Below are 13,119 nucleotides of genomic sequence, written 5' to 3'. Positions count from 1 at the left end.
TGGGGGGGGGGGGGGGGGGGCTCCCGGGGGGGGGGCCCTGCCCCCCCCCCCCCCCCCACCCCTCCCGCCCGCCCACCTCGCCGACTTACCCTGATCTGATGAGAACTCCACGTCAGGCAGCCCGTATTGTCGTCCTCTCACCCAGCGGATCCGTGTTCCTGTTCCGCGAGAACAACGTCGAAGTCGGCATCCACTGGCTCCCCCCGGGCGGCGGCATGGATCCCGGCGAGACCCCCGAGGAGTGCGTGCGGCGCGAGCTGCGCGAGGAGACCGGGTGGACCGACCTGGAGCCGCAGCGGCTGCTGTGCACCTGGGAGCACGACTTCACCCACCAGGGCATCCCGGTCCGCCAGCACGAGCACATCTACGTCACCACGGGCCCCCACCGCGAGCCGGTGCTCGAAGCCCCCGGCATCCACTGGCAGTGGCTCTCCCCGCAGCGCCTCGCCACCCTCGGCGAGCCCCTGTGGCCGCCGCGCCTGGCGGACCTCCTCGCCCGCACCCCGGCCGAGCCGGTCCACTTCGGGCTGCTCGCCTGACTCCGGCGCCGAGATGCGGGGCGCCCGCGGGCAGCGCAGGATGAACGGGGACGTTCGACCGGCGGCGAGCGGCCGGAGCCGCGGCTGCCGACCGGCCGGGCCGGGCGGTACCGGCGTCCTCCTCCAGACCGCACTGCTGCGGCGCGCGCCCCGAGCGGGCCGGCCGTGGAGCGAAGGGGAGCATCCATGAGGAAATCCCTGGTGGCCGCACTCGCCACTGCCACGTCCGCGACGGCCGCCCTGCTGGCCGGCCCGGTCACGCCCGCGAGCGCCGCCGCGGCGTTCTGCGACCGGACGACGCCGAGCACCTCGATCCTGTTCTACAAGGCCGGCACCGGCGAAGCCGCCACGGGCACGCTCTCCGGCGGTCACTGGCGGGCCAGGGCGACGCTGCGCCTCCCGGCCGGCTACACGCACGCCGCCGCGAGCCGCGACTCGCTGCTGCTGTACGACAAGAGCACCGGGGCCGGCGAGTCCGGCACCTTCACGGGCGGCACGTACACCCGTACCAAGCACCACGCCTTCGCCCCGGGCTGGACCTTCGTCGAGGCCTCCGGCGACTCCGTCCTCTTCTACGACGGGACCAACGGCCACGGCTCCACGGGCACCCTCAAGAACGGCGCGTTCCGCCAGGTGCGCGCGTACGACAACTTCAGCCCCAACTGGGGGACGATGGCCGCCTCCTGCGACACGCTGGTGTCCGCGGCCCGCCACGGCGGGCCCGAGTTCCCCTGGAGCAACCTGGGCGCCGGGACCCTCACGGGCGGCGTCTACAGGCACAGGAGCGAGATCCCGCGGGGCGACTTCCTGGGCGAGCTGACCGCGACGGACGACTCGGTGCTGTCCTGGGCGCGGGTGGGCCGCGAGCTCCGGTTCGGGGTGTCCGAGGCCACCGACGGCACCGGCATCTCCTTCCGCCGGGCCGGCACCTCCGGCATCTGGGACAAGGTGGGCCGGACCTCGGACAGCCTGCTCTTCTACAAGAACGACGGGACCGCCTGGACCTCGACGCTCGTCGGCGGCGCGTACACCAACGTCGGCCCGCTCCCCCACGTCTCCTCCGGCTGGACCCTCATCGAGGGCGGTGTGTGACACCGCCGCCCGACGGCCCCGCCCGCCCCACGGCCCCGGGTCAGCGCGGGGCGGCGGTGGCCCTCGCGTAGAGCTTGGCCGCGTAGTCGCCGAGGACCGTGCTCGTGGAGACGTCGTCCGTGTCCCCGCCGGTCAGGATGCCGATGATCTTGCCGTCGCGGCCGATCCAGGCGCTGCCGCTGGTGCCGCCGGGGAAATCGGCACAGTCGAAGCGCTGCTCCCGCTCGCCGGTGCGCACGGCGACCGCCGTGCAGGTGCGGGAGACCTTGCGGTCGGCGGGGTAGCCCGTCACCGTGACCTCCTCGCCCGCGCGGCCGGTGGTGTCCAGGGGCGCGCCGCCGGTGACGTCCTCGATGGTGCGGCCCCTGGCGTCGGGGGCGAGGCGGGCGAAGGCGAGGTCGTAGTCGTCGTCCGTGCCCTCGGCCCAGCGCTCGTCCTCGTAGACCTCCTCCAGCTTCCACACGCCGTACGGGGCGACGCCGTTGGCGTACGCGGGGACGAAGACGGCGCCGCCGCCCCCGGTCTGCTTGCCCTCCATCAGGCAGTGGCCGGCGGTGACGATCAGGTTCTTTCCGGGGCTGCGCACGACGGTCGCGGTGCAGAAGTGCTCCCCGTCCAGGCCGCCGGTGAACAGGGCGCCGGTGAACGTGGCGGGTCCGCCGGGCACGCCGGGCCGGGGGGCCACGGGGGACGGCGGGGGCGAGGCGAGCTGGGGCTTCGACGCCTGGGACCGCGCGGGCCCGGTCGCCGAGGCGGAGGGCGCGGCCGACTTGGCCCGTACGGGAGCGGCCCCCTCGGGCGGCGGCACCAGCTCCGCCACCGCCGCGGAGGCGCCCAGCGCCGCCAGCGCGCACAGCACCCCCGTCACCACGGACCGTTTGTCCACCGCCATGATCCCTCCCGCTTCGCCCTGGCGAGCATGCCTTGGCGGTGGGCGGGGGTGCAAGGCCCGGAGGGCGGCAGGGGCGGGGTTGGCGGGATCCGGGTGGCCGGATGGGGTGGTCCGCGGCCGGGCGGGGCCGGGGGCCGCTAGTGGGTGTCCGCACAGTAGCGCCGGCCGCCCGCAGGGCAGGCGGGATTGTGCGGACACCCCCTACGCCCCCGCCCAGAGGCCCTCCGCCGTCAGGCCCAGCAGGTCGATGGCGTTGCCGCGCACGATGCGGTCCACCACCTCCGGGTCCAGGTGGCCCATCTGGGCCTCGCCCACCTCGCGGGACTTAGGCCAGGTGGAGTCCGAGTGCGGGTAGTCCGTCTCGTAGAGGACGTTGCCCGCCCCGATGGCGTCGAGGTTGCGCAGCCCGAACGCGTCGTCGAAGAAGCAGCCGAAGACGTGCTCGGCGAAGAGTTCCGACGGCGGGCGGTGGACCTTGTCGGCGACCCCGCCCCAGCCGCGGTTCTCCTCCCAGACCACGTTCGCGCGCTCGAGGATGTAGGGGATCCATCCGATCTGGCCTTCGGCGTACATGATCCGCAGGTTGGGGAAGCGTTCGAACTTGCCGCTCATCAGCCAGTCGACCATCGAGAAGCAGCAGTTGGCGAAGGTGATGGTGGAGCCGACGGCCGGCGGCGCGTCCGCCGAGGTGGACGGCATGCGCGACGAGGAGCCGATGTGCATGGCGATGACCGTGCCGGTCTCGTCGCACGCCTCCAGGAACGGGTCCCACTCGTCGGTGTGGATCGAGGGCAGCCCCAGGTGTGGGGGTATCTCGGAGAAGGCGACCGCGCGCACGCCCCGGGCGGCGTTGCGCCGGACCTCGGCCGCGGCGAGGCGGGCGTCCCACAGGGGGATGAGGGTCAGGGGGATGAGGCGGCCCTGCGCGAGGGGGCCGCACCACTCCTCCACCATCCAGTCGTTGTAGGCGCGTACACCGAGCAGCCCCAGCTCGCGGTCCTCGGCCTCGGTGAAGGTCTGGCCGCAGAAGCGGGGGAAGGTGGGGAAGCAGAGGGCGGACTGGACGTGGTTGACGTCCATGTCGGCGAGCCGCTCGGGAACCGAGAAGGAGCCCGGGCGCATCTGCTCGTAGGTGATGACTTCCAGCTTGATCTCGTCACGGTCGTACCCCACCGCGGTGTCGAGGCGGGTGAGCGGCCGGTGCAGGTCCTCGTACACCCACCAGTCGCCGACGGGGCCGTCGTCGCCCTTCGCGCCCATGACGGGGGCGAACTTGCCGCCGAGGAAGGTCATGTCCTTCAGGGGGGCGCGGACGACCCGGGGGCCGGTGTCGCGGTACCTGGACGGGAGCCGGTCCCGCCAGACGTGGGGGGGCTCCACCGTGTGGTCGTCCACCGAGATGATCTTCGGGAAGGTCTCCATGCGCTCTACCGTAGCGCTGAACTGACGAACCGTCAGCTATTCCCGCGGCAGTCGCCCGGCGGACAGGAGCCGCCGACTCCGCTGCGGGCTGACGTGTACGCGCAAGACAGGGCAGACTGACCCTCAAACCGACGGAAGGCAGGGGGGACCACAGATGGACGGCGTACCGCCCATCCCGCACCAGCGGAACCACCCCGAAGCGGCCCGGCCCCGGACCGGCACCCGCACAGCGCCCGACACGCCCGTGTCCGGCCCCGCAGGTACCGGCCCCGTCCCCGCCGGCAACCGCTTCGCCGTCCTCGGCCCCGTCCGCGCCTGGCGCGGCGACGAGGCCCTGCCGTCCGGCAGCCCCCAGCAGCGGGCCCTGCTCGCCGTACTGCTGCTGCGCGACGGCCGCACCGCCACCGCGCCCGAGCTGATCGACGCCATCTGGGGCGAGGACCCCCCGCAGCAGGCCCTCGCCACCATCCGCACGTACGCCTCCCGGCTGCGCAAGGTGCTCGAACCCGGGCTGCTCGTCAGCGACGCCGGCGGCTACGCCATCCGGCTGCGCCACCAGGAGGACCTGGACCTCGGCATCGCCCGCAGCCTGGCCGCCGACGCCGAGAAGGCGCGCGCCGCCGGCGACCGCACCCTCGCCCGCACCCTGCTCGCCCGGGCCCTGGACCTGTGGGACGGCGAACCCCTCGCCGGGGTCCCCGGCCCGCACGCCGAGACCGAGCGCACCCGCCTCGCCGAATGGCGCCTCCAGCTGCTGGAGACCCGCCTCGACCTCGACCTGGAGGTCGGCCACCACGCCGAGGCCGTCTCCGAACTCACCGCCCTCACCGCCGCCCACCCCCTCCAGGAGCGGCTGCGCGAGCTGCTCATGCTCGCCCTCTACCGCAGCGGCCGCCAGGCCGAGGCCCTCGCCGTGTACGCGGACACCCGCCGGCTCCTCGCGGAGGAACTCGGCGTCGACCCCCGCCCCGAGCTCTCCGCCCTCCAGCAGCGGATCCTGAACGCCGACACCGAACTCGCCCGCGCCGAGGACCCCGTACCGGCCGCGGCGCCCGTACCCGTGAGGCCCGCCCAGTTGCCCGCCACCGTCCCCGACTTCACCGGCCGCGCCCCCTTCGTCGCCGAACTCGGGGAGATCCTCGCCGGCGCGGGCGGCCAGGTCATGGCCGTCTCCGCACTGGCCGGCATCGGCGGCGTCGGCAAGACCACCCTCGCCGTGCACGTCGCCCACGCCGCCCGGCCGCACTTCCCCGACGGCCAGCTCTACGTCGACCTCCAGGGCACCGAACCCCGCCCCGCCCTCCCCGAAGCCGTCCTCGGCTCCTTCCTGCGCGCCCTCGGCACCCCCGACAGCGCCATCCCCGACTCCCCCGCCGACCGGGCCGCGCTCTACCGCTCGACCCTCGACGGCCGACGCGTCCTGGTGCTGCTCGACAACGCCCGCGACGCCGCCCAGGTCCGGCCGCTGCTGCCCGGCACCGCCGGCTGCGCCGCCCTCGTCACCAGCCGGGTCCGGATGTCGGGCCTCGCCGGAGCCCATCTCGTCGACCTCGACGTGATGAGCCCCGAGGAGGCCCTGCAGCTGTTCACCCGCATCGTGGGCGCCGAACGGGTCGGCGCGGAACGCCAGGCCGCCCTCGACGTCGTCGGCGCCTGCGGGTTCCTGCCGCTCGCCATCCGCATCGCCGCGTCCCGGCTCGCCGCCCGCCGCACCTGGACCGTCTCCGTCCTCGCCGCCAAGCTCGCCGACGAGCGCCGCCGCCTCGACGAGCTCCAGGCCGGCGACCTCGCCGTCAAAGCCACCTTCGAGCTCGGCTACGGCCAGCTGGAACCCGGCCAGCAGCGGGCCTTCCGCCTCCTCGGCCTCGCCGACGGCCCCGACGTCTCCCTGGCCGCCGCGGCCGCCGTGCTCGACCTGCCCGAGCACGACACCGAGGACCTCCTGGAGGCTTTAGTCGACTGCTCCCTGCTGGAATCGGCCGCGCCCGGCCGCTACCGCTTCCACGACCTCGTACGGCTCTACGCGCGTGCGTGCGCCGAGCGCGACGAGCCGAGCGGCGGCCGCGAGGACGCCCTGGACCGGCTCCTCGACTTCTACCTCGCCACCGCCGCCCGCGTGTACGCGGTGGAACGCCCCGGGGACCGACTCCCCGCCCACCTCAGCACCACCCGCCACCCGGGCCTGGTCCTCACCGACCCCCGCGCCGCCCTGGACTGGCTCTTCGCCGAAGCCGACCCGCTGCTGGCCTGCGCCCGCCAGTCCGCCGGAAGGCCGGGCGCCCTGCGGCGGGCCGTGGACCTGCTGTGGGCGGCCAAGGACCTCGCCGAGTCCGGTGCCAACTCCAAGCAGTACGAATCGGCCGCCCTGACGCTCTGCGAGGCCGCCCGGACCGCGCGCGACCCGCGCGCGGAGGGCCGGGCCCGCACCACCCTCACCATGGTCCACCTCTTCGCCGGCCGCTTCGCCGAGGCCGACGACCAGGCCCGCCAGGCCATGGACCTGGCCCGCGCGGCCGGCGACCCGCTGCCCAGCTGCTGGGCGCCCAACGACCGGGGGATCATCGCCCTCTACCAGAACCGCCACGAGGACGGCGAGCGGTACCTGCTGGAGGCCATAGAGAACTTCCGCGCCGACGACAACCACATCGGCGAGGCCAGCGCCCTGTGCAACCTCTCCCGCATCCACGTCGGCATGGGCCGCCTCACCAGCGCCATCGACCTCGCCCGGCAGGGCATCGCCGTCTACGACCGCATGGGGCTGACCCTGCGCCTGGCCAACGGCCGCTACGCGCTGGGCATCGCCCTCACCCAGGCCGGCCGGCTCGGCGAGGCGCTGGAACAGCTCGGCGAGGCCCTCTCGCTGTTCCACGACAACCGCCAGCCGCTGTGGGAGGGCGTCACGCACTTCCGGCTCGCCGAAGCCCACCTGGCGGCCCTGCGGCCCACCCTGGCCGCCAAGCACGCCGAGCAGGCCATCGCGCTGCGCGGCATCGGCGGGGAGTGGCGCCGGGCCACCGTGCTGACCGTCCTGGGCAAGGCGCTGCGCCGGCTGGGCCAGCCGGACCGGGCGCGGGCCTGCTGGCGGGACGCGGAGAGCGTCTTCGCGCAGCTCGGTTCCGCGGAACTGGCCGAGGTGCGCTCCCTGCTGGCGTCGGAACTGGCCGCCTGACCGCTCTGGCCTGCGGCGTTCTCGGATGGACGGAGATGGACGGGGACGTTCATCGTTCGTTTATCGCCGCGCGTCACGATAGGTGCATCGACCCGGCGCGACGGGGGGCATCCGGGCCGGTTGGAGGACCACCCGTTCGGCGGTCCACGGGGGAACCGCCGAACGGGCCCGACACACCACCAGGAGATTCGATGACGACGAACGAGAACAGCCTGCCGCTCGACGGCGACATCAGACCGTTCGACAACCACGCCTCGGGTGCGGACATCGGCCTGGAGCCGCCGGCCCAGGCGCCTGCCCAGCCGCCGGTGGTCGCGCCCGGGGAGGAACCGCTCGACCACCGCGCTTCCGGCGAGGAGATCGTCTCGCTGGACAACCACGCGTCCGGCCCGCTCCCGTAGGACCGGGAGCACGGCACGACGTACGGGGGACGTACGGGGGACGTACGGGGGGCCCTTGAGCGGTCGTACGGGGGACGTACGGGGGAACCGCTCGGGGGGCGTACGGGGGAAGAACGCAGGAACGGACGGCCCACGGGGGATTCGGGGGAATTCGGGGCCGTCCGCACGGGGGAACGGAAGCGGTGGCCGCGGTGGCCGGAGGGGGACCACCGCGGCCACCGCACGTCCGCGTCCGGACCACTAGGGTGTGGGCGTGTTCACCTCCCAGGGACCCAGCCTGCGCGAACTGGCCGTCCAGGCCCTCTCGTCCGTCGAGCACGGCTACGACCTGCTCGCCCCCACGTTCGACCGGACCCCGTTCCGCACCCCCGACCGGATGCTCGACGCCGTCGAGGAGACCCTCGCCGGGCGGGAGGGCTCCTTCGGCTCCGGCCTGGACGTCTGCTGCGGCACCGGCGCCGGCCTGGGGATGCTGCGCCGGCTGTGCCGCGGCCGGGTCACCGGGATCGACCTCAGCGCGGGCATGCTGGCCCAGGCCGCGCGGGCGCATCCCGAGGGCGTGGACCTCGTACGGGCCGACGCGCTCGCGCTGCCGCGGGAGCTCGGGGACGCGTACGACCTCGCGGTGAGCTTCGGGGCCTTCGGCCACTTCCTGCCGTCCGAGCGGCCCGCCCTCTTCGCGGAGGTGCACCGCGCGCTGCGGCCCGGCGGGGTCTTCGCCTTCCCCGTCGGCGCGCCGATCCCGCTCACCTCGCCGCTGTGGTGGGCGGTGGCCGGCTTCGACGCGGCGATGCGGGTGCGCAACGCGGTGTGGCGGCCGCCGTTCGTGATGTACTACCGCACCTTCCCGTTCGGCCCCGTCCGCGCGGACCTCGCGGCGGCCGGCTTCCGGGTGGAGACGGTCCCGCTGGAGCACTTCGGGCGGCGCGCGGACGGCAGCCCGCGCTGGCGGCTGGTCCTGGCCCGCAAGCCCGCCTAGACCCCCCGGACCGCCCGGACCGCCCCGGCCTCCCGGGTCACCAGACGCGGTCGAAGGGCAGGTGGACCCGTTCCTGGTCGGTGACGTCGTTGCCGGCGCGCAGGCGGGCCTTGTCGTTGCCGGACAGGGCGCGGCCGTAGATCCGTACGTCGTCCAGGGCGCCCGCGTAGAAGGCCTTGTAGTCGGGCTGCGTGCCGAGGTGGATGGTGAAGGCCCCGGCGGGCCGGAAGTCCATCTGGTCCGGGCCGAGCGCGGTGGTGGCGGGCGGGGCGTCGTCCACGGACAGTTCGAGGCGGGTGCCCCGGCGCTGGAGGACCACGTGGTGCCAGGCGTCGTCGTCGACGCGGCCGCGGGTGGCCACGGAGGCGGGGCCGGTGCCGGCGTTGACGGTGGCTTCGAGGCGGCCGGTGGCGGGGTCGGCCTCGATGCGGAACTGTCTGGCGGCAGGCCCCTGGCCGTAGCCCCAGATCAGGGGCAGGCGCAGGCCGCTGTCGCGGTCCTGGCCGCGGGTCTTGTACTTGACCCAGGTGGCGACGGCGAAGTCGCCGTCCCCGATACGCAGTTCGGCGGGGCAGTTGATCAGGCGCAGGAAGTCGTCCTTGCCGTCGAAGCGCAGGGTCCTGCCGCCGCCCGGGCGGTTGCCCGCTTTCGGGGCGCCGTGCACGACGGCGTGGTTGCCGTAGGGGCTGGTGTCGGAGGTGTGGCGCGGGGTGAGGTCCTCGGTGGCGGCCTGGAGCTCGTGCGGGCCGAAGGCGGTGAACTTGACGTAGCCGTGCGGGGTGCCGTTGGCGGTCTCGTAGAGCAGGCCGACGCGGCCGCCGGGCAGGACGGTCATGTCCGAGTAGCCGGCGCGTTCGCGCAGGACGACGGCGCCGCCCTTGGACCAGGTGCGGCCGGTGTCCTGCGAGGTGCGCACGGCCAGGGTCCAGCGGTCGGAGAACTCCGCGCCGGGGCGGCTGGGCGCGGACAGCAGCAGGGGCCCGCCGGGCAGCTGGAGCACGGAGCCCGCGGCGGGCGGGGCCGGGAGGTCGGTGACGGGGACGAAGCCGGGCTCGGGGACGGCGGGTGCGGCGGCGTCCTCCACGATCGCCGCCACGCGGTGGTCGGCGGTGCCGCAGGTGGCGGTGGAGCGGGCGTTGACGTAGATGCGGCCGTCGGGGAGCTGGGTCAGGGCGGGCTCGTTGGGGGCGGGGGTGCCTTCGGGGGCGCCCCAGCGGGCGCCGGGCCGCCAGCTGAGGCCGCCGTCGTCGCTGTAGAGGAGCTGGGCGCCGGATTCGTTGTCCTCGGTGCGGTAGTCGGCGCTGACGACGAGGCGGCCGGGCCGGTCGGGGCGGGTCGGGGTGAGCTGGATGCCGTGGCCGGGGCCGACCGACACCCAGGCCCAGTCGGCGCCCTTGAGCTGGGGCTGCGGGGCGGGGTCGGTGGTCCAGCCGGCGCCGTCGTCGGTGCTGTGGGCCAGGCGCAGTTCGCGGGGGCCGCGTACGCGGTTGCCGTCGGCGTCGGGCGTCCAGGTGCTGTAGGCGTGCAGCAGGGTGATGCGGCCGGAGGCGGAGTCGACGACGGGGACGGGGTTTCCGTAGGCGCCGGGGTCGCCGGCGCCGCGGACGACCTGGAGGGGGCCCCAGGTGCGGCCCTCGTCGGTGGAGCGCTTGAGCACGATGTCGATGTCGCCGATGTCGTTGCAGCTCGCGGTGCGGGCCTCGGCGAGGGCCAGCAGGGTGCCGTCCTTGGTGGTGACGAGGGTGGGGATGCGGTAGCAGTCGTAGCCCTCGGTGAAGGCGCTGAAGGGTGCGGAGACGGCGGCGGTCAGCCCGGGCGCCTTCTTCGGTGTCGCGGGGGTGCCGCCGCCGGCCGGGCCGGGCGTCGGGACGAGGGTGAACCAGCCCAGGGTGCACAGGCCCAGCGCGCCGGTGACGGCCCAGGCCACGCCCGCCGCCCGGACCGGGCGACGGGACCGGAAGCGGAATCGGAATCGGACGCCTGACTGATTCGACCTCATCCGTGCAGGCTAACGCCCTCCCGGGGCCCGGCCGTCGGTCGGCCCGTCCGGTTCCGGTTCCGTCACTTGCCCCATACGACGACGTCGAACGTGCCGTTCGTGCTGCCGCCGCCCCCGGCGAACCGCTTGACGGTCAGCCGCACGACGCGGCCCTCCTTCGTCTTGCCGCAGAAGACCCTGCCGGTCTTGAGGTCCGCCTCCTTGGTGGTCCCGAGGGTGTCGACGACCCCGGCGCAGTCCTCGTACGAGGGCACCTTCGACGGGCCCTCCCACACCAGCATCTTGGCTCCGCCTTCGGGACGCAGCCGCTCGCTGCCGAAGGAGTAGACGGAGAAGTCGTTGTCGCTGTTGACCTCGGACTCCTCCGGGGGCGCCGCGTCCAGGTCCTTGGGGCCGGCGTACTCGATCACCAGGGCGCCCTCCCACTGGACGGTGCCGGGCGGCTTCCCGGAGGGCGTCCGGGGGGCCGGCGCGGCCGGGGACGGCGAGGACTGCGGCGGGGCGGGGTCCGACGGGGCGGCGGCCGCGCCCGGGTTCTGCGCCGCGGGGGCCGCGGCGGCGGCCGCCGGGTTCTTCGCGGGGGACGCCGGGCTGGTGTTGCCGGCCACCATGTACGTGCCGACGACGCCGATCACGGCGGCCACCAGGGTGGCTCCCGCGCCGATCCAGGCGCCCCGGTGCGAGGAGGCGCTCGGCGGGGCGGCGGGCTGCGGCGCCCCGGGGGCTCCGTACGCGGGGCCGGGCGGCGGGTACCCCGGGGGTGTCGGCCAGTCCTGACGGGGTGCGTCGCTGCTCATCGTGCCCATCTCCATACGATCCGATCTTCGGAGGGCACAGCGTACTGACGGCGGCCGACGGGGCGTCATGCAGGGTTTGGGCCACCTCCGTTGGCCGTTTCCGCCGCCGTCCCGCGGCGGGCCCGCAGTTCCGTCTTCAGGACCTTGCCGCCGGCGTTGCGCGGGAGGGCGGTGAGGAACTCCACCTCCCTGGGGACCTTGTAGTTGGCCATCTCGCGGCGGGACCAGGCGATCAGGTCGTCGGCGGTGAGGGTGGAGCCCGGGCGGCGGACCGCGTACGCCTTGCCGACCTCGCCGAGCCGGGGGTCGGGGATGCCGACCACGGCGACGTCGGCGACGTCCGGGTGCAGGCCGAGGAGCTGCTCGATCTCGGCGGGGTAGGCGTTGAAGCCGCCGACGATGAACATGTCCTTGATCCGGTCGGTGATGCGCAGGTTGCCCGCCGCGTCGAGGACGCCGATGTCACCGGTGCGCAGCCAGCCGTCGGGGGTGATCGCGGCGGCGGTGCCCTCGGGGTCCTCGAAGTAGCCGCGCATGACGTGGTGGCCGCGGACCCGCACCTCGCCGGCCTCTCCGGCGGCCAGGGCGGTCCCGTCGGGGCCGGTGACGCGCACCTCGGTGTCGGGGATGGCCCGCCCGGAGGTGGCGGCGACGGTCTCGGCCGGGTCGTCGCGCCGGCACATGGTGACGATGCCGCCGGCCTCGGAGAGCCCGTACGCGGTGAGGACGGTGGCGATGCGCAGCTCGGCGCGCAGCCGTTCGACGAGCTGGAGGGGGACCACGGCGGCGCCGGTGACGACCAGGCGCAGGGCCGACAGGTCGTGCTGGGCGCGCTGGGGGTGGTCGAGGAGGGACTGGTGGAGGGTGGGCGGGCCGGGGAGGACGGAGATCCGCTCGGCGGCGATGTTGGCGAGGACGGTGTCCACGTCGAACACGGGCTGGGGGACCATCGTGGCGCCGCGCATCAGGCAGGCGATGATCCCGGCCTTGTAGCCGAAGGTGTGGAAGAAGGGGTTCACGATGAGGTAGCGGTCGCCTGCGCGCAGTCCGGCGAGCTCGCTCCAGACGGCGTAGCAGCGCAGGGTCTGGGCGTGGGTGATGACGGCGCCCTTGGGGCTGCCGGTGGTGCCGGAGGTGTAGATGATGTCGGAGGGGGTGTCGGGGCGTATCGCGTCGGCGCGTGCGCGGACGGTCCGGGCGGGTACCGCGTCCCCGCCGGCGAGGAAGTCCTTCCAGGTGCGGAAAACCTCGGGGGCGTCGTCGGCGAGGACGACGACCTGCTCCAGGTGGGGCAGCGCGGGCAGGGGCCCGGTGCCGGGCCCTTCGGCCGCCGCCCGGCGCAGGGAGGCGACGTAGGAGGTGCCGAGGAAGGTGCCGGTGACGAACAGCAGGCGGGCCCGGCTGCGCCGCAGGACGTACGCCGCTTCCGCGCCCTTGAAGCGGGTGTTGAGGGGGACGAGCACCGCGCCGGCGGAGACGGCGCCGAGGGCGGAGACGATCCATTCCAGGCTGTTGGGCGCCCAGACGGCAACCCGGTCGCCCGCCGCGACGCCGGCGGCGAGGCAGGCGGCGGCGGCCCGCTCGACGCGGGCGCCGAGCTCGGCGTAGGTGATGCGGACCCGCCCGTCGGCGACGGCCTCGCGGTCGCCGTACCGTTCGGCGGCGTCCCGGACGAGCCCTGCGACGGTGCCCCAGCGCAGGTCGCCCCGGGGGCCGGCGGGGGCCTGCGGGGGCGGGTCCTCCTGGCCTGTGCCGCCTTCCGAGCCGTGGTCGAGACCGTCCGCGCCCGTGCCCTCGTACATCCGCCCGCCCTCCCTGGATCCCAGTAG

At 74.8% G+C, this 13,119-nt stretch carries 10 protein-coding genes; 5 read left to right on the top strand and 5 right to left on the bottom strand.

Annotated features, from left to right (window positions below):
- Nucleotides 1-98: 98 nt before the first annotated feature.
- Together AB0D45_RS16755 and AB0D45_RS16750 are read left to right on the top strand one after the other, a co-directional pair.
- Nucleotides 99-539 carry an NUDIX domain-containing protein gene (locus AB0D45_RS16755; RefSeq protein ID WP_361605675.1) on the top strand — a complete coding sequence of 147 codons (441 nt, stop codon included), beginning with the start codon at nt 99-101 and terminating at the stop codon, nt 537-539.
- A 186-nt stretch (nt 540-725) separates the two neighbouring features.
- The gene (locus AB0D45_RS16750) at nt 726-1,631 is read left to right on the top strand and encodes a hypothetical protein (protein WP_362459394.1); all 906 of its coding nucleotides are present in this window, start codon (nt 726-728) and stop codon (nt 1,629-1,631) included.
- A gap of 40 nt (nt 1,632-1,671) precedes the next feature.
- Here AB0D45_RS16750 and AB0D45_RS16745 read toward each other — a convergent pair whose 3' ends face one another.
- Together AB0D45_RS16745 and AB0D45_RS16740 are read right to left on the bottom strand one after the other, a co-directional pair.
- The gene (locus AB0D45_RS16745) at nt 1,672-2,523 is read right to left on the bottom strand and encodes a trypsin-like serine protease (RefSeq protein ID WP_362459391.1); all 852 of its coding nucleotides are present in this window, start codon (nt 2,521-2,523) and stop codon (nt 1,672-1,674) included.
- 201 nt (nt 2,524-2,724) lie between these two features.
- On the bottom strand, nt 2,725-3,945 hold the full coding sequence (locus AB0D45_RS16740) for an amidohydrolase family protein (RefSeq protein ID WP_362459388.1): 1,221 nt from the start codon (nt 3,943-3,945) through the stop codon (nt 2,725-2,727).
- A 154-nt stretch (nt 3,946-4,099) separates the two neighbouring features.
- Between AB0D45_RS16740 and AB0D45_RS16735 the strand changes: the two genes are divergently transcribed.
- From AB0D45_RS16735 to AB0D45_RS16725, 3 genes are all read left to right on the top strand, one after another.
- Nucleotides 4,100-7,114 carry a BTAD domain-containing putative transcriptional regulator gene (locus AB0D45_RS16735; protein WP_362459385.1) on the top strand — a complete coding sequence of 1,005 codons (3,015 nt, stop codon included), beginning with the start codon at nt 4,100-4,102 and terminating at the stop codon, nt 7,112-7,114.
- Between the two features lie 191 nt (nt 7,115-7,305).
- Nucleotides 7,306-7,515 (top strand): hypothetical protein, encoded by a 210-nt coding sequence (locus tag AB0D45_RS16730; RefSeq protein ID WP_361605690.1) that lies wholly within the window; start codon nt 7,306-7,308, stop codon nt 7,513-7,515.
- Nucleotides 7,516-7,768: 253 nt separating this feature from the next.
- Entirely contained in the window at nt 7,769-8,494 is a 726-nt protein-coding gene (locus AB0D45_RS16725; RefSeq protein ID WP_362459382.1) for a methyltransferase domain-containing protein, read from the top strand.
- 37 nt (nt 8,495-8,531) lie between these two features.
- Here AB0D45_RS16725 and AB0D45_RS16720 read toward each other — a convergent pair whose 3' ends face one another.
- The 3 genes from AB0D45_RS16720 to AB0D45_RS16710 form a co-directional block, all read right to left on the bottom strand.
- Nucleotides 8,532-10,421, bottom strand: a complete 1,890-nt coding sequence (locus AB0D45_RS16720) for a sialidase family protein (RefSeq protein WP_362459379.1) — start codon at nt 10,419-10,421, stop codon at nt 8,532-8,534.
- 134 nt (nt 10,422-10,555) lie between these two features.
- Entirely contained in the window at nt 10,556-11,290 is a 735-nt protein-coding gene (locus tag AB0D45_RS16715; protein WP_362459377.1) for a hypothetical protein, read from the bottom strand.
- 65 nt (nt 11,291-11,355) lie between these two features.
- The gene (locus tag AB0D45_RS16710) at nt 11,356-13,092 is read right to left on the bottom strand and encodes a FadD3 family acyl-CoA ligase (protein WP_362459374.1); all 1,737 of its coding nucleotides are present in this window, start codon (nt 13,090-13,092) and stop codon (nt 11,356-11,358) included.
- Between the last annotated feature and the right edge of the window lie 27 nt (nt 13,093-13,119).

Origin of the sequence: Streptomyces sp. NPDC048352 (assembly GCF_040651895.1) — a bacterium.
Classification (GTDB): domain Bacteria; phylum Actinomycetota; class Actinomycetes; order Streptomycetales; family Streptomycetaceae; genus Streptomyces.
This window is presented reverse-complemented; position numbering and strand designations above follow the sequence as displayed.